The organism is Acinetobacter sp. ACIN00229, from assembly GCF_016106645.1.
Taxonomy (GTDB): domain Bacteria; phylum Pseudomonadota; class Gammaproteobacteria; order Pseudomonadales; family Moraxellaceae; genus Acinetobacter; species Acinetobacter oleivorans.
Genome location: NZ_JADWOM010000003.1, coordinates 215,615 through 233,058, shown reverse-complemented (window position 1 = coordinate 233,058; position 17,444 = coordinate 215,615). Strand labels below are relative to the sequence as shown.

Here is a 17,444-nt window from a genome sequence, read left to right as displayed (position 1 = left end):
AACCAATTGTTATTTCTTACTCAATTTATAGGTGAAGTTATGGAACTGGTGCAATCTGCCAATAGAATTTGGCAATTTTTATAGAGAAATAGGCAGAATCTAGAATTATAAAATTCAGTTTAGGCGAACCTATCGTTCGCCCAAACTTTAATGATTACGGCGTTACGCATTCATTTCTAAAACGATCTTTCCAATATGATCACCTTGTTCCATACATGCGTGAGCACTTTGTACATCTGAAAAAGCATACGTTTTATAGATTTGAGGTAAACATTTACCTTGAGCCAATAATGGCCATACATGCTCATGCAAAGATTGTGCAATCTCTGCTTTTTCTTGGCTATTACGTGCTCGCATCGTTGAACCCGTAATTGTGGCACGTTTTAAAATCAGTTTTTGTAAATCAAATTCTTTTGCGATTCGTCCCCCCATAAAACCAATAATGACCAATCGGCCATCACGTTTTAATAGATTTAAATTTTTCGTGAAATAAGAACCACCCACAATGTCCAAAATGACATCAACACCTTGATCTTGAGTATGTTTCAAAACTTCTTGCTCAAAATCTTGGGTTTTATAGTTAATTGCTGTGGTGAAACTAGAGAGTGCTTCAACTTTATCTTCACTACCAACGGTCGCAAAAGTTCTAATTCCTAAAGCTTGGCAAATCGCTAAAGCTGTAGTTCCAATACCACTTGCCCCACCATGAATCAGTGCAGTTTCATCTTTCTTTAAACGGCCAATATCAAATAGGTTTGCCCAAACCGTAAAAAATGTTTCTGGAATTGCAGCAGCTTGTGTAAAAGATAAATTTTCAGGTATTGGCAATACTTGAGTTGCAGTTACTGCACAATATTCTGCATAACCACCGCCATTTGTTAGAGCACAAACTTTATCACCAGCCTTGAATTGATCTACTTGTTCACCTACAGCAATCACAACACCAGCGACTTCAAGTCCGGGTATTTGAGTAACACCTTTAGGCATTGGATATAAACCCATACGCTGCAAAACGTCAGGACGGTTAATTCCAGCAGCCTTTACCTCAATTAAGACTTCATCTGCTTGAGGTACTGGAAGACTAGCATCTTGAACTTTTAGAACCTCAGGTCCACCAGGAGCCGTAATTTCAATAATTTTCATGGTTGTTGGAAGGGTCATAAAATACTCCATGTTTGATTTATATTTCAAAATACTAATCTACGTTAAATAATTGAGGACTTGGGTGGAACGCCAAACAGTCGCTTAAATTCTCGGCTAAATTGTGAAGCACTGACATAACCTACTTCATAGGCTGCTTCTGCTACACCCATTTTATTGTTCATGATCAACTCACGAGCCTTATGTAGTCGAGTAATTTTGATGTACTGTAAGGGCGAATAATTCGTCACCTTTTTAAAAGTTTGATGAAAAAGCGAGATGCTCATGCCCGCTTGTTTCGCCAACTCTTGAACCGTTAAGTTATGATAATAATCACGCTGAATAATTTCACAAATGGTGTAAATCACGCCATTACGACTTGCTATAGCCGATAAACTCTCGACTAGATTGCCACCTGAGGCCTGCACCACACGATAAACCAATTCTCTTTTAACTTGCTCACCCAATATAAAAGTATCTTGTTTAGAGCGAAGTAAATTGAGCAATCTGAGAGCAACCTCTGAAATGGTCGCATTCATGTCAATCACTCTAAGCCCACAGCTTAATTTTAAATCTTCCGAGTGAGCATCTTCAGTAACCACTTGTAGCTGTTTATCCATTTTAGTAATGAGATCAGTCATCATTGGTGGTTCAAATTTTATTGCTATCGCCAACATGGGTTCATTATTTTCAACAACAGTATCGCAATCAAACGGTATTGCAATTGAGATGAATAAGCACTGCCCTTGTTGAAATTGAAAGATTTCTTTACCAATATACCCTCGCTTTAATCCCTGTATCACTAAAACAATTGAGGGTTCTTGCAACACGGCAACAGGTGGTGTGGAATGATCTACACGCATCAAAGTGATGTTAGGGATAAAAGTAGGATAGAGTCCTTCTGCTGGAGCCAAGTGCAAAAATGCATCGACCAAATGTTCTGTAAGATGTTTTTGCGGCATAGTTTTATTGTGAGAAGTAATCTAATAATCAATATAACAATGAAGCTAAAATGAAAACATCTGTCTTACGTTTACTTTGTATAAATAGGCAATTCAAATCAATTTTTAGGCATAAAAAAACCTAGAACACTCTAGGTTTTTCACTTCATCAGATTATTTAAGCCGATAAATTAAAGAACATTGCTGCAATCAAAATAATTACACCGAGTGCAATTCGATACCAAGCAAATACGCGTAACGTATGACGCTCTACAAATAGAACCAATGCTTTTACAACAAACAACGCGGCAATAAAAGCAGCAACAAAACCTACCCCAATATTAATCATATTATCAGCGGTCAGTACGTCAGCATTTTTAACCAAGTCAAAAGTTGCAGCACCCAACATGGTTGGCATAGCGAGGAAGAAAGAGAATTCTGTAGCAGCCTTACGTGATAAGCCCGCAAACATTCCCCCTACAATTGTTGCACCCGAACGTGAAGTTCCCGGAATCATGGCAACACATTGAGCAAGGCCCACTAAAAGCGCTTGTTTAAAAGTAATTTTGGTTGCATCAAGTGTCTTATGTTCAAATTGTCTAGATTCAACCCAGAAAATAATAAGTGCCCCGACAATTAAAGCAATCGCCACCACAATTGGGCTGAATAAAACACTTTTAATAAAGTCTACTGCCAAAACCCCAATAATAACTGCTGGGAAGAAAGCGATAAGCACACTGATAGCAAAATGACGTGATTCCACATCACCACTAAAGAAGCCTTTAATCAAGTTAACGATTTTTTGTCGGTATAACCAGCACACTGCCAAAATAGCACCTAACTGGATTACGACCTCAAATACACGACCGCCGTCTGAATGGAAATCGATAATATGACCAAATAAAATTAAATGGCCTGTACTCGAGATTGGTAAAAATTCAGTTAAGCCTTCGACAAAGCCTAAAAACAGTGCTTTTATAACTTCAAAATTTTCCATCACTTGCTCAAAAAGTTAATCACCAGAAAAGTCTAAAAATTTGTTTTATATCATGTATAAACCATAATTTTGGCCTAGTTCATGCCCAATATCAGATCATTTCTAGCATTTGTGGTTATTGCCCTTAGCAAAAGGCGGTTTATTTAAAGGGGAATAATGTATCACATCATCATGACAATCTTAGGTTAACTATCGTAAAAAGATGAACTTGTTAAGAACTACAAAATTTCTCATTCTATAGCTAAAGATTTTTACGCTTATTGACCCTAAAAATGATCTTAAAAAGACATTACAAAAACATGATATTATTTTTATTACATGCAACTCATATCAAAAATTCTATCTGAATGAAAAATACCAAAATTAATGCACGTCATCTTATTATCGATTTATTTCTTTCCTCCGCTTATCCTCAGCTCACCATTAAACAAATATTGATCGCCGCTAAACTTTTTAATATGAGTGACAACGGTATTCGTGTTGCTACGACTCGGCTATTAAATGAAGGCATGATAGAAAGCGTCGAGCGCGGTATTTATCAACTTTCGCCATCAACAAAAGAATGGGCAAAAGTCATTTTGAATCGTAAAAATGGCATTAAACAGACCAAAGAATGGCAACAGAATTATCTGGCAGTATTTACGGGGACATTAGGCCGTATAGATCGGACCGCTTTAAAAAAGAGAGAACACGCTTTACATCAATTTGGCTTTAGAGAGCTCGAAACTGGTATTTATATACGCCCAGACAATTTAGCCTATAGTTTTGAAAAAACATGTGAAGAACTCACTTTAGCTGGCCTTGAAAATGAAGCCAAAATTTCTATTATTCAAAAATTTGACTCAAAAACAGTTTCGTTAATTCCTTCTTTATGGGATACGAAGCAGCTTGAAGAAAATTATGAGATGTATAGTCAAGATATCCAAGAATGGCTTTTGAATTATAAAAATTTACCCTTAAATGAGGCTGCTACCCAAGCTTTGTTATTAGGACGTGAAACGATTACCTTACTCATGAATGATCCTCTGCTGCCCCCTCCATTTGTTAACGAACATGCCCGTAATCAGTTTGCTCAGAATGTACAGCAGCTCGATTCGATTGGACAAAAACTTTGGCAGAAACTTTATGAAAAAGAATTAGCCCATTAAAGGGCGATTTATTTTTTTACAAACAAATATTACACTTTTTAAAGTTTTATGATTATATTAGTAATATAAAATATGGATACTAAAATCTGATTTGGGAGAATAAAAATGAACGCACAAGTCAGTGTGACCGATCTCTTTAGCAAAGAAGAAATACAGGAACTTACACAACCCTCAGATGCGTATGGTGCTTGGGCTGTTGCAAGTACATGGGCTGTTATTGGCGGAACATTTGCCAGTTTAATTATGATGTGGGATTACTTACCGAGCTGGGGCAAATTACTTGCTTGTATGCTTGCCTTAGCAATATTGGCAGGTCGCCAGTTATGCCTAGCAATTTTGATGCATGATGCATCGCATAAAAGCTTGTTCAAAAATAAAAAAATAAATGACTTTGTCGGTGAATGGCTATGCGCCCGTCCCATCTGGAATGATCTACAAAAATATCGCGTACATCATGTTCGTCATCATGCAAAAACCTCTACGCCAGATGACCCAGATCTTTCTTTAGTTTCTGGCTTTCCTGTAAGCAAAAAATCTCTTACTCGTAAATTCTTACGCGACTTAACGGGTATGACCGGATTAAAGTTTAGCTTTGGTCGAGTGTTAATGGATCTCGATTTAATGAAATGGACGGTTGCAAATGATCAAGTCTGGCTAGACCGAAGTAATAAAGACTTCATTGACTATGCTAAAAGCCTTATAAAAAACAGTAGCGGAGCTATTGCTACCAATGTAGCTCTTTATCGGGTTTTAAAAGCTTTTGGTCAACAACGGTTTTATTGGTTATGGCCCCTAGCTTATTTAACACCCTTCCCATTATTTTTAAGAATTCGCTCCATGGCCGAACATGCAGGGATGCAAACGAGCAATACCGCTTTAACCAATACACGAACAACACGTGCAGGTTGGATTGCTAGAAGCTTTGTGGCCCCTATTCATGTCAATTACCACATGGAGCACCATTTAATGGCTTCGGTGCCCTACTTCAAACTACCGCGTATGCATCGTTTATTGAGAGATCGCGGCCATGTTCCAGCACCACCTAGCTATTCTGAAGTAATTGAATCACTCTCATCTAAGCCAGAACAATCTACTTAATTAACTCAAATGATAAATGAAAGGTCATAAATTTATGGCCTTTTAACTTAAATCATCCATCTTCTGTTGGGTTTGGAAATATTTAGGCGTAACACCCATCCAGCGCTTAAATGCACGGGTAAAGTGAGAAGTCTCGGCATAACCCAGCATTAAAGCCACTTTTTCAATCGACATATTATTTTGAGCTAGAAGTTTCTGGGCCTGCTCTTTTTTCAGTGAGTCCACTAAAAAGGTAAAACTAGTGTGATCAAGAGCTAAATAGCGTTGCAGGGTTCGCTCTGACATATTCATGATTTGAGCAACTTGCCCGACTTTCAATGCCTCAATCTCCCCATTCAAAAGCAATTTTTCAGCAACTTGTTTGACTCGCCCTTTCCAGCCACTTTTTAATTTTAATTTCTCTATATCCCGCTTACATTGTGCATTTAACAACGGCGCTAGTATTGGATCAGCCGTTAATACAGGCTGTGCTAAATACTCTGTTGGAAATATCCAACAATTACACTTTTGATTAAATAAACAAGTGACAGCCAGTTGATGACTTATTTGGGAAAAACCTATCGGTTCTGGAATTTGTAATTCAACTTTTCCTAAATGAGAAAGTCCTGTTAATTTTTTTGCAATTTGAACAAAACCGATTAACAAAAAAATGTTGGCATTTGGACTCAGCTGAAATTGATTAACAGGTTGATGAATTGACCAACATGCATAATTATTTTCTTGTTTTAATTCTGGTTTAAAGACCTTACAACGTGAGCCAATGAACTGTTCAAGAATTTTCAGCGCTTCCCCTAAATTTGGAGAAACTATAGCGGCCATTCCGACTGAACCATAACATGAAGCCGTCATTCTTAAAGCTAAATGCCCAGCTAATGCTGGCTCTTTGCATAACTCGATGGCACGTTCAATAAGCTCATTTAAGATGTTGAACTCAACATACCAGTAGGGCTTTTTTAATCGGTCTAAGGTTATTCCACTTCCATCTAAAAGTTGCTCGCCAGAGACATCCCATCGCTTAACAGTCTCGACGATTAAATTAATATAAGTTCCGGGTAAATCTGGATTCATGAGCAACCCATTGAGCAAAATAAAATGGCGCGAAATGGTAAAAACTGTCAGTTCATGAACTATGCCATGCTTTTAAATTGATGCATAGTTATTCAAAACAAAATCCGCTGAATTGCACTAGACAGCACAATTTCTGAAAAGAATACAGGTCACCTTATGAACATTCTGATTGTCCATGCTCATCCAGAACCCCAGTCTTTTACTGCTGCTCTAAAAAGTACAGCCAAACAAACCTTAGAAAAATTGGGGCACACAGTAGAGATTTCAGATTTATATACGATGCAATTTAACCCTGTTGCGTCCAAAGAGGATTTTCTAGAGCTTAACCAACCTGATTATTTTAACTATGCCCTCGAACAAAGAAATGCCAGCAAAAATCAACTATTAGCTCCAGATATTCAAGCAGAAATTGAAAAAGTAAAAAAAGCTGATTTAGTTATTTTAAATTTCCCCCTTTATTGGACATCTGTTCCAGCAATTTTAAAGGGCTGGATTGATCGTGTGTTCGTCTCGGGCTTGTTTTATGGTGGTAAGCGGTTTTATGACCACGGCGGCATGGCAGGTAAAAAAGCGATGTTGTGCTTAACACTCGGTGGTAGAACACACATGTTTGGAGAGAACTCAATTCACGGCCCAATTGAAAATTATTTATCACCGATTCAACGTGGTACTTTGGCATATGCCGGTTTTGAAGTTTTACCACCATTCATTGCTTATCACGTACCTTATATTAGTCAAGAAGCACGAGAAACCCTTATCGACGACTACGTAACCTACCTCACTCATCTAGACAAGCTTGAACCACTAAAATTTCCTAAGCTTGAGCAATTTGATGAAAAACTATATCCACTCTAATGCTGTGTTTGAGCTCTAAAAATTAAATAGCCGAATCTATCTTTATATTTTTGGCTATTCTCTCTCATAGTTACTCCCGAACAGAGAGGCAAAAACGCAAAAAAAATAGATCAAATGGTAAAAAAACTAAGGTAAACTTTTTTATAAAATTAAGAATATAAAAGTTAATCAATAATATACAGATGTAGAGAAACTAGACTTATCAACTAAAAATGACAACTACTACTCATTTCATAATCGATTAATTCATATTTTTACAAAAAAATCTTTGACCATTTTTCTTGGATTTGTGACAAAAATGTCACTAAAACAAACCTCTTTACTAATAGATTAAAAATATAAATATCAATCAATTAAAATAATTTACCAAGGAAAATATTCCTTCATATTTCATTCATTATTGGCACTATTTGTATAAAAAGTGAGTACTCTTCAGTTCATATAACAGATTTACTCTTATTGTAATTATGCTATTTTTGTTACATGGAGTTATCAAAGCTTTTATAAGTTGTAATTAGAAGCTTTGAAGGCAACACAGTTTAAACGGTTTAACTCTGTTACTTTTAAAAAAATGTCTTGAAGTTCAAGGAAAGATTAAAATGAAATTAAAACATCTGAGCACTGCAATGATTTTAGCAACGCTGCCTGCAACTGGGGTTTTTGCAGCAGCATTGGATCGCTCTGGACAATCAATGTCTGCATTTTTGCAGCCTGGTAACTATTTTGAAGCTGGTATTTCTATTTTAGACCCAGATGTAGCGGGTAAAGAAGCAGGATCAAGCGCAACTCGCCGTGATATTAGTGACATGGGTAATGACTATTATTTCCCAAGTGCGGCATTAAAACTACAACTCAATGATAAATTCTCTTTCGGTCTACTCTATGATCAACCATTTGGAGCAGATGCAGAATATTCAGGTAATAATGTATTCGTTTCGAATCCAGGCACTGATACTATTTTAAGTCAAAAGGCATTAAGTGACTTAGCAACCAGCTCAATTAATAAATTAATTCAAGCATCTGGATCAGAATTTACACCAGCTCTTATAGCTGTGACGAATGCTACTGGTGGTGATCCTACAAAACCAACTCAAACAGAGGTCTTAGGCGCATTACAACAAGTTGCTAAAGGTGGAAATACAACTGTAGGTGCAGGACTAACAGCACTACAAAACACCCAAGCTGCTATTAATGCAGCAAATAATTATTTAGGTAAAGGCGCAACTAAAGTTAAAGTTGATACACAAAACTTATCTTTTGTTTTTGGTTTCCAACCGACTCAAAACTTTAATTTCTACGCTGGTCCTGTATTACAAACAATTAAAGGTAATGTAAGTTTACGAGGTCAAGCTTATAGCCTTTATAATGGTTATGATGCAAATATTAAAGAAACAACAGGCGCGGGTTGGTTAGCAGGCGCAGCTTATCAAATTCCTGAAATTGCACTTAAAGCATCTGTAACTTACCGTTCTGAAATTGATCATAAAGTGGATATTAACGAAAATTTATCTATATTAAATTTCCCTGGTCTTACTTCAGTACTTGCTGGTTTAGATGTTCCAGCTTCTAAACTTCAAGCAATTAACTCATCTGGTAAAACTACAATTACAACACCACAGTCTGTTAACCTTGATTTCCAAACAGGCATCATGGCTGATACAGTTGCGTTTGCCAATGTACGTTGGGTGAATTGGAAAGATTTCTCAATTCAACCATATAAATTTGGCAAAGTCTCAGAAGCTGTAGGTGGTCTTGTTGGACGTCCAAATGGCTTTAACCTAGTTGAATATGCCGATGACCAATGGTCTGTGAACGCTGGTGTAGGTCGTAAACTTACCGACAAGTGGGCTGGTAATGTATCTGTAGGTTGGGACTCTGGTGCAGGCAACCCAATCACAACTCTAGGTCCAACAGAAGGTTACTGGAACGTAGGTTTAGGTGTTCAATACAGCCCTACTCCACAAACATTTATTGCTGGTGGTGTAAAATACTTCTGGTTAGGCGATGCTAAGGCTCAAACTGGCGCACAAGCTGGTGGTGATGAATATGTTGCGGAGTTCTCTGACAACAACGCAATCGCTTATGGTTTAAAACTTGGTTATAAATTCTAAGTTCAAAACTCATTAATATAAAAAGGCGCTTAAAGCGCCTTTTTATATTATTTATCTCTTATGCTGGAATGCTACGTTTTGAAACTGAACGGATTGCTTCTTTCAAGGCATCATATCCGTGAATAGCTGGAAACTGTGGGAACTCAGCAATCACGTTTGCAGGTGCATCAAATAAGAAACCGTGATCAGCTTCTCCAAGCATCGTTGTATCGTTATAAGAATCACCCGCTGCGATTACACGGAAATTTAATCCATGTAGTGCTTTAACCGACTCACGTTTTTGATCAGGTTGACGCAATTTATAAGCTGTAATCATTCCGTCTTCATCTGTCTCTAATTTATGACAGAAAATTGTTGGCCATCCTAATTGCTTCATTAATGGATGTGCAAACTCATAAAACGTATCTGACAAGATCACAAGTTGGAAATGTGTGCTCACCCATTCAACAAATTCTTTTGCACCAGGTAATGGCCCCATCTCGGCAATGACTTCTTGAATGTCATTTAAGCCTAAACCGTGTTGTTTTAAGATATTAAGGCGCTGAGTCATTAAAACATCATAATCCGGAATATCACGAGTTGTTGCTTCGAGTTCTTTAATCCCTGTTTTTTTTGCGAAATTGATCCAGATTTCAGGAACTAAAACCCCTTCAAGATCTAGGCATACGATTTCCATGAATGCTTCCAACGTTGGTTAAAAATTGCTGTATCATACCACTAAGATTTTCAGTTTTGCGTTGTTATTGATCAAATCAATTTTATTCATAAGGATCGAAATTAAAGTGCTAAGCACTTTATTCACTATCCATTAGAATATTTTTCATAACTCAATGCGCCCAAGCCTTTTGCCAGGAACACACATGACCGTTATTCCGACTATTGATATCGTAGATGCTCTTGCAGCCGAATATGCGACCAAAAGCCCGCGAGAAATTTTAGAGCTTGCCTTAAGCCAGCAAGGTGAAATCGCAATTTCTTTTTCGGGAGCAGAAGATGTTGTCTTAATTGATATTGCTTCACGTTTGGGTAAGCCATTCCGTGTCTTTAGTCTTGACACTGGTCGACTGCATGCCGAAACTTATCAATTTATTGAAACTGTCCGTAAACACTACAATATCAATATCGAAATTTGTTTCCCTGAATCTGAAGCTGTTCAAAACATGGTAAACGAAAAAGGTTTATTCAGCTTTTTTACAGATGGGCACCAAGAATGTTGTGGTATCCGAAAAGTTCAGCCTTTGCGTAAAAAACTTGCGACTTTAGATGGCTGGATTACGGGCCAACGTAAAGATCAAAGCCCTGGTACACGTACAGAAATTCCAGTAGTACAAGCTGATGCAGGTTTCTCTGGTCCAGGTAAGCAACTCATTAAATATAATCCTTTAGCAAACTGGACAAGTGCTGAAGTATGGAGCTACATCCGTATGATGGAAATTCCATATAACCCTCTTCACGAACGTGGTTTTGTTTCTATTGGCTGTGAACCATGTACACGTGCTGTATTACCTAACCAACATGAGCGTGAAGGACGCTGGTGGTGGGAAGAAGCGACTCAAAAAGAGTGTGGATTACACGCAGGTAATATGAAAAAGTAATTTGTTATCAAAAAACCACTGCTAAATCAGTGGTTTTTTTTATGTCATGTTCCGTACACAAAGTCATATTTTATCTACTCTAAACGCTATATACTTAATTTTACGGTTCTATAATTCTAATAAGAGCTCAGATAAGGGCTTCTTAGAAAAATGCATGAGGCACAATGATTTATGCGTCCATTACACCCAATTGATTTCATTTTTCTGTCACTTGAAAAAAGACAGCAACCCATGCATGTCGGTGGATTATTTTTATTTGAAATTCCTGAAAATGCACCTGAAACTTTTGTACATGATTTAGTTGAAGATATTAAACGCTCAAAAAGCATTCCTATTCCTCCGTTCAATAACCGTTTAAATGGCTTATTTTGGGATGAAGATGAAGAGTTCGATATCGATCATCACTTTCGCCACATTGCTCTGCCTCATCCTGGCCGTATTCGTGAACTTCTGGTTTATATTTCACAGCAACATAGTTCATTAATTGATCGTGCAAAACCTCTTTGGACTTGTGACATTATTGAAGGAATCGAAGGCAATCGCTTTGCCATGTATTTTAAAATCCATCATGCAATGGTCGACGGCGTTGCAGGGATGCGTTTGATTGAGAAATCACTTTCAAAGACACCAGAAGAAAAACATGTTGTTCCTTTATGGTGTGTTGAGAGCAAAAGAACTAAACGACTAAAAGTACCGACTCCAAGTACCAGTAAGATTAAGAGTATTTTAGGAGGCATTAAGTCTCAACTCGATATCGCTCCTAAAGTCATGCAAGAGCTATCTCAGACTATATTTAAAGAAATGGGCAAAAATCCTGATTATGTTTCTACTTTTCAGGCGCCAGTGTCGATTTTGAACCAAAGAGTCAGTGCTTCACGTCGTTTTGCAGCCCAATCATTTGAACTGAGCCGTCTTAGAAAGATTTCAAAAGTGTTAGGCGTAACAATTAACGATGTTGTACTCGCAGTATGTTCTGGTGCTTTACGTGAATATTTGATTAGTCAAAATAGCTTACCTAAGAAACCACTTATTGCCATGGTGCCAGCTTCATTACGCACCGATGATTCTGACATGAGTAACCGAATTACCATGATTCTGGCAAATTTAGGAACTCATAAAGACCAACCGTTAGAACGCCTAGAAATCATTCGTCGCAGCATGCAAAATTCAAAGCAACGCTTTAGCCGTATGACTGCGAATGAAATTTTAAACTATAGTGCGGTTGTTTATGGTCCGGCAGGATTAAACATCATGTCAGGAATGCTTCCTAAGCGTCAGGCGTTCAATTTAGTGATTTCTAATGTACCAGGACCACGTGAGCCGCTTTATTGGAATGGCGCGAAATTAGATGCGCTCTACCCTGCTTCAATTGTCATGGATGGACAAGCTCTAAACATTACCATGACCAGTTATTTAGATAAACTTGAAGTTGGATTAACCGCTTGTCGAAATGCTTTGCCAAAAATGCAAAACCTTTTGACTCACTTAGAAGATGAGATTCAACGTTTTGAAGAAATTATTGCAGAGAAACAGCTGAAACATCATTCAGCAAGTTAGAAAATTAAGGGGCTTTGAATTGGCCCCTTATTTTTTGATTGTGCGGCACTGGTTAAGTAACTGATGACATACTGAACGAATCATTGCAGTTGTGATCGGTACTTCTTTACCTTGGTCATTCAACATATAGCAGCTATTTACTGGCGTGCTTTCTAAAACATGTTTAAGACCGTTGCTAATTAAGTTTTCACTTACATTCATGGGTTATACCTCTTATTGTTTGCTAAGACGTTTAATAGGGAGAACGTCTAGGGCTACTGTATGTAAGTAGTATTTAAAATTCATGAATGAAAGTAAAATTTCAGTTGTAACAAGGATTAAGCGATATCTTGTTACAACTTTAACTTAAAATGATATCGTATTGCTCTTGCGTATATAAATTTTCGACCTGAAATTTAATGACACGATTGATGAAATGCTCTAAATCTGCCACTGCTGGCGCTTCTGCTGTTAATAATCGGTCAATCACTGAAGGATGGGCAACAACAGTAAAGCCACTCGTTGACTCAAATGCACGGGTATATCGTAATATCTCACGAAATATTTCGTAACACACTGTCTCTGCTGTTTTGACAAAACCACGTCCTTGACAGGTTGGACACGACTCACACAGCAAATGTTCTAACGACTCACGTGTTCGTTTACGCGTCATTTCGACCAGACCAAGTTCTGAAACTTGAGTGATTTTGGTCTTGGCGTGATCACGCTCAAGCATTTTTTCAAACTGACGCATCACCTCTTCACGGTGAATTGCCTCTTGCATGTCAATAAAATCAATAATGAGAATACCACCCAAATTACGCAGTCTAAGTTGACGCGCGATAACTTGAGTCGCTTCCATATTGGTTTTAAAAACGGTGTCCTCAAGACTACGACCACCGACATATGAACCCGTATTAACGTCAATCGTTGTCATGGCTTCAGTCTGATCGATCATCAAATAGCCGCCTGACTTCAAAGCTACGCGGGTTTGTAAGGCTTTTTGAATATCTTCTTCGACATTATAAAGATCAAATAGTGGTCGCTCGCCCGGATAATGAATGAGTCGACTCTGCATATTCGGGACAAATTCTTCAACAAACTCAAGAAGCTTCGCGTGAATCTCTCTCGAATCGACATAAATCTTTGCAGTTTCGTCGCTAGCCAAATCTCGAATAATACGTTGAGGTAATGGAAGCTCTTCAAAAATTAAGGAAGGAACAGCAACATCAATTTGTTTACGTTGAATGTATTCCCATAATTTACTCAGATAGCACATATCCTGTGCAATTTCTGCCTCATCTACGCCTTCAGCAGCTGTGCGTACAATCACGCTACCCGGCAAATTATGTTCAGATTGAATACCTTCGATAATATTACGTAGTCGTTCTCGCTCTTCTTCAGATTCAATACGCTGAGATACACCAATATGATTACCATATGGCATGAGAACCAGATAACGAGAAGGGATTGAAAGGTCAGTACTCAGACGCGCGCCTTTTGTTCCCAACATATCTTTCATTACTTGGACAGTAAGCGTTTGCCCGGGATGTAAGAGTTCAAAAACATTTGGGGTAGGTTGTGAACGAGGCCAAACCATATCATTGATATGTAAAAAGGCTGTTCGAGATAAACCAATATCAACAAAGGCTGCTTGCATGCCCGGAAGCACCCGCACGACTTTACCCTTGTAAATATTGCCGACTAGACCACGTTTGACTGTACGTTCGACATACAGCTCATTAACAGTTCCATTTTCGATTAATGCCACCCGACACTCCATAGGCGTGACATTAATAAGTAATTCTTCTGACATACATAAACTCAAAGCATTATAAAATTTTTATTAAAGAGTCAGAGAAGCTGTTAACTTTAACTTTGCCTAGTGTTCATCGACAATGCTATTCAATTAAGAATGATAACAACCTCTTATGTCTTTACTCTTTTTAATAACTGTGCAAATTCGTATAAAGGAAGTCCTACCACATTACTATAACTTCCTTGAATTTGGGGAATATATTGAGAAGCAATCCCTTGAATTGCATATCCACCGGCCTTCCCCACAGGCTCACCTGTAGCCCAATAATCTTCCATATCTTGCGTAGTTAGAGGCTGAAACTCAACTTGAGTTTGCACCACCTGACTTAACATTTTTTGTTGCGTAGCAATACATAATCCAGAAAACACATCATGCCAACGTCCAGATAATTGTTTCCAGATTTCAAAGGCATGATTTTTCGATTCAGGCTTACCAATAATTTGGCCATCAAGCCCAAGACTTGTATCGGCAGCAATAACGATTGCGTCTGGAAAAAGCTTCAATACAGTTTGTGCTTTTTCTCTAGCTAACCGTTCAACATAATGATGAACCAGCTCATTTTCATGAACGGACTCATCAATATCCGGACTATAGATTTCAAAATCCAAACCCAGTTGTTGCAATAGCTCCTTCCGACGAGGAGAGCTAGATGCTAAAACTATATGCGCCATTTTGCCAAACAATAATAGACGATTGGCCAAGTGATGATACTTGTCATCAATGGTTGCCAATGTCTAGCAATCGAAAAATGAATTCCACCCATGGTCTGCGTTACCCACATAAACACTAAATGAGCAATAATGACCAGAGTTGCAATTGTCCATAAATTACCAAAGGTTAAAATACGGCGCTCGCGAATTAAAAAACGGGTAAGAAAAGTCACAATTACAAAACTTAAAGCATTAAGGCCTAAAGGCGCATCAAGCAAAAGGTCTGTAAAAATCCCCATTCCAAATGCAAACCAGACCCCACACCATGTTGGCTGACATACCACCCAAAATAGCATAATCATTAACATGAATAATGGGCGCCAACCTGAAATATCGTAGGATAGCGGGTAAACCATGAGCACGGAGCCGACAATTACAGAGAGGATAATTCCCCATAATGGATCGTTTCGTTTTTCTCGTTTCAATTTAGCGATCGGCATATGGTTGCTCCTTCGCTAAAGAATCAGAGAAAAGTACGACTACATGATGACCTGTTGCTAATTGTGCGGCTGGTGTAACATCAATTTCTGCAAACTCGCCCGAATTATGACGTCTTATTTTGGCAACTGTACCCACTGCGTACCCTGCTGGGAAATGTTCACCCAAACCTGAGCTAAACACTTTATCACCCACTTGAATATTCGCACTCGTCGGGACATATTCCATTTTCAAACGACCCAAATCACCAGTACCAGAAACAATTGCCCGCATTCCAGTGCGCTCAAGACGTACTGAAAGTGAATGTTCTTTATCTGATAACAACATTACACGTGAGCTATGAGGATATACATTAATGATCTGTCCCATAATTCCTTTATCATCCAGAACCGTTTGACCGACCTTAAGATGGTCCATAGAGCCACGGTTAACAATAATGATATGACGTAATGGGTCTGCATCTGTCCCAATTACTTCAGCGATCTCCATACGTCCATCAATAATTAATGGAGTATCAAGAAGACCTCGCAAACGGGTGTTTTCAGCTGACAGTTCAGAAAGCTTCTGTAAACGAACCTGAGCTTGTAAAAGCTCAGCCTGCATCGCAGTATTTTCACGACGCAGTTGTGCTTCAGATTTTGTTTGTTGATTCAGCCATTCTCTCGACAGTACTGGATAACTAGCCAATGCATAAATTGGGTTATATGCAGCGTACAAGACATCCCTTGCTGGCTGAATTACATACGGCATGCGCCAATCAAAAAACAGCACAACCAAACATGTAATGACCGCAATAATGAACGAGCGGAAAGATGGCGGCTGTCTTGAAAAAATATTCGGTTGCACCGCCTAATCCTTAAACTTAACCAACAAAAAGCATGTCATGGTTCGGGTTGTCGAAGAATTCCAATACCTTACCACCACCACGGGTCACGCAAGTAAGAGGATCTTCAGCAACCACAACTGGTAAACCAGTTTCTTGAGCTAATAATTTATCGAGGTTACGAAGTAATGCACCACCACCTGTCAACACAATACCGCGCTCGGCAATATCAGAAGAAAGTTCTGGAGGAGTTTGCTCAAGTGCAGATTTTACTGCGCTTACAATATTTTGTAATGGATCAGAGATTGCTTGAGTAATTTCGTCAGAAGTTACAGTAATTGCGCGAGGCACACCTTCTGCAAGGTTACGACCACGTACTTCAATTTCTAATGTTGTGCCATCAGAAACAGCCATACCTACTTCTTTTTTAATAATTTCAGCAGTGGTTTCACCAATTACACAACCGTGAGCTTTACGAACATAATTGATGATTTGCTCATCAAAAACATCGCCACCGATGCGTAAAGAGTCAGCATAGACACAACCTTGCAATGAAATAATTGCAATTTCAGTTGTTCCACCACCAACATCCACAACCATAGAACCACATGCTTGTTCAACTGGCATACCTGCGCCAATTGCAGCAGCCATAGGTTCTTCAATGAGACGAACATCACGGGCACCAGCATTAAATACTGCTTCGCGAATCGCACGACGCTCGACCAAAGTTGATTTACATGGTACACATACAACTACACGAGGTGCAGGTGGGAACAAACGTTTTTCGTGAACTTTACCAATAAACTGATTCAACATGGTTTCAGTCACTTCAAAATCCGCAATTACACCGTCTTTCATTGGACGAATTGCAGAAATATTCGCAGGCGTACGGCCCAGCATTTGCTTAGCATCTAGACCTACAGCAGCAACAATTTTTTGTGAACCACTGTGACGAATTGCCACAACTGTTGGTTCATTTAATATAATGCCGCGGCCTGGTGCATAAATAAGTGTATTTGCTGTACCTAAATCAATGGCTAGATCCGGCGAAAACAAGCCAATTAGTCGTTTTAGAATCACGGTTCGTTCTCAGTTAAACTTTCATGTGGATGCAAGGTGGCAACTTTAAACTAAATGTGATGATTTGAACAAGTCAATCGCTTAT

Annotated in this window: 17 protein-coding genes; 6 read left to right on the top strand and 11 right to left on the bottom strand. The window is 38.5% G+C overall.

Going from position 1 to position 17,444, the window contains the following annotated elements; all coding sequences use genetic code 11:
• Nucleotides 1-162 precede the first annotated feature (162 nt).
• From I7H67_RS03980 to I7H67_RS03970, 3 genes are all read right to left on the bottom strand, one after another.
• Nucleotides 163-1,173, bottom strand: a complete 1,011-nt coding sequence (locus I7H67_RS03980; protein ID WP_198307132.1) for an NAD(P)H-quinone oxidoreductase — start codon at nt 1,171-1,173, stop codon at nt 163-165.
• A 32-nt stretch (nt 1,174-1,205) separates the two neighbouring features.
• A complete protein-coding gene (locus I7H67_RS03975; protein ID WP_198307131.1) occupies nt 1,206-2,102 on the bottom strand; it encodes an AraC family transcriptional regulator in 897 nt (298 codons plus the stop codon).
• A gap of 157 nt (nt 2,103-2,259) precedes the next feature.
• On the bottom strand, nt 2,260-3,078 hold the full coding sequence (locus I7H67_RS03970; protein ID WP_016137097.1) for an undecaprenyl-diphosphate phosphatase: 819 nt from the start codon (nt 3,076-3,078) through the stop codon (nt 2,260-2,262).
• 347 nt (nt 3,079-3,425) lie between these two features.
• On the opposite strand from I7H67_RS03970, the gene I7H67_RS03965 reads away from it, so the two are divergent.
• Together I7H67_RS03965 and I7H67_RS03960 are read left to right on the top strand one after the other, a co-directional pair.
• Entirely contained in the window at nt 3,426-4,226 is an 801-nt protein-coding gene (locus tag I7H67_RS03965; RefSeq protein ID WP_198307130.1) for a PaaX family transcriptional regulator C-terminal domain-containing protein, read from the top strand.
• 105 nt (nt 4,227-4,331) lie between these two features.
• Nucleotides 4,332-5,324 (top strand): fatty acid desaturase family protein, encoded by a 993-nt coding sequence (locus I7H67_RS03960; RefSeq protein ID WP_198307129.1) that lies wholly within the window; start codon nt 4,332-4,334, stop codon nt 5,322-5,324.
• A 42-nt stretch (nt 5,325-5,366) separates the two neighbouring features.
• Here I7H67_RS03960 and I7H67_RS03955 read toward each other — a convergent pair whose 3' ends face one another.
• Nucleotides 5,367-6,392, bottom strand: a complete 1,026-nt coding sequence (locus tag I7H67_RS03955; protein WP_198307128.1) for an AraC family transcriptional regulator — start codon at nt 6,390-6,392, stop codon at nt 5,367-5,369.
• 156 nt (nt 6,393-6,548) lie between these two features.
• On the opposite strand from I7H67_RS03955, the gene I7H67_RS03950 reads away from it, so the two are divergent.
• The gene (locus I7H67_RS03950) at nt 6,549-7,247 is read left to right on the top strand and encodes an NAD(P)H-dependent oxidoreductase (protein WP_198307127.1); all 699 of its coding nucleotides are present in this window, start codon (nt 6,549-6,551) and stop codon (nt 7,245-7,247) included.
• 599 nt (nt 7,248-7,846) lie between these two features.
• On the top strand, nt 7,847-9,358 hold the full coding sequence (locus tag I7H67_RS03945; protein ID WP_198307126.1) for an OmpP1/FadL family transporter: 1,512 nt from the start codon (nt 7,847-7,849) through the stop codon (nt 9,356-9,358).
• 58 nt (nt 9,359-9,416) lie between these two features.
• Here the strand turns inward: I7H67_RS03945 and thrH are convergent, their stop codons facing one another.
• The gene (thrH, locus tag I7H67_RS03940) at nt 9,417-10,034 is read right to left on the bottom strand and encodes a bifunctional phosphoserine phosphatase/homoserine phosphotransferase ThrH (protein WP_198307125.1); all 618 of its coding nucleotides are present in this window, start codon (nt 10,032-10,034) and stop codon (nt 9,417-9,419) included.
• Nucleotides 10,035-10,218: 184 nt separating this feature from the next.
• Between thrH and I7H67_RS03935 the strand changes: the two genes are divergently transcribed.
• Together I7H67_RS03935 and I7H67_RS03930 are read left to right on the top strand one after the other, a co-directional pair.
• Nucleotides 10,219-10,953 (top strand): phosphoadenylyl-sulfate reductase, encoded by a 735-nt coding sequence (locus I7H67_RS03935; RefSeq protein ID WP_004789321.1) that lies wholly within the window; start codon nt 10,219-10,221, stop codon nt 10,951-10,953.
• Between the two features lie 171 nt (nt 10,954-11,124).
• Complete coding sequence (locus tag I7H67_RS03930; RefSeq protein WP_005309889.1) at nt 11,125-12,510, top strand: WS/DGAT/MGAT family O-acyltransferase; 1,386 nt, start codon at nt 11,125-11,127, stop codon at nt 12,508-12,510.
• Between the two features lie 27 nt (nt 12,511-12,537).
• Here the strand turns inward: I7H67_RS03930 and I7H67_RS03925 are convergent, their stop codons facing one another.
• The 6 genes from I7H67_RS03925 to I7H67_RS03900 all read right to left on the bottom strand — a co-directional run bounded on the left by I7H67_RS03925 (nt 12,538) and on the right by I7H67_RS03900 (nt 17,359).
• Nucleotides 12,538-12,711 carry a PA1571 family protein gene (locus tag I7H67_RS03925; RefSeq protein ID WP_002116397.1) on the bottom strand — a complete coding sequence of 58 codons (174 nt, stop codon included), beginning with the start codon at nt 12,709-12,711 and terminating at the stop codon, nt 12,538-12,540.
• A 139-nt stretch (nt 12,712-12,850) separates the two neighbouring features.
• Entirely contained in the window at nt 12,851-14,305 is a 1,455-nt protein-coding gene (rng, locus tag I7H67_RS03920; RefSeq protein ID WP_004789319.1) for a ribonuclease G, read from the bottom strand.
• Between the two features lie 113 nt (nt 14,306-14,418).
• The gene (locus I7H67_RS03915) at nt 14,419-14,979 is read right to left on the bottom strand and encodes a Maf-like protein (protein WP_049838059.1); all 561 of its coding nucleotides are present in this window, start codon (nt 14,977-14,979) and stop codon (nt 14,419-14,421) included.
• Nucleotides 14,967-15,458 (bottom strand): rod shape-determining protein MreD, encoded by a 492-nt coding sequence (mreD, locus tag I7H67_RS03910; protein ID WP_192455324.1) that lies wholly within the window; start codon nt 15,456-15,458, stop codon nt 14,967-14,969. The genes I7H67_RS03915 and mreD overlap by 13 nt, the downstream gene beginning before the upstream one ends.
• On the bottom strand, nt 15,445-16,302 hold the full coding sequence (gene mreC / locus I7H67_RS03905; protein WP_004789316.1) for a rod shape-determining protein MreC: 858 nt from the start codon (nt 16,300-16,302) through the stop codon (nt 15,445-15,447). Before mreC ends, mreD begins: the two co-directional genes overlap by 14 nt.
• 16 nt (nt 16,303-16,318) lie before the next feature.
• Entirely contained in the window at nt 16,319-17,359 is a 1,041-nt protein-coding gene (locus I7H67_RS03900; RefSeq protein WP_004789315.1) for a rod shape-determining protein, read from the bottom strand.
• Between the last annotated feature and the right edge of the window lie 85 nt (nt 17,360-17,444).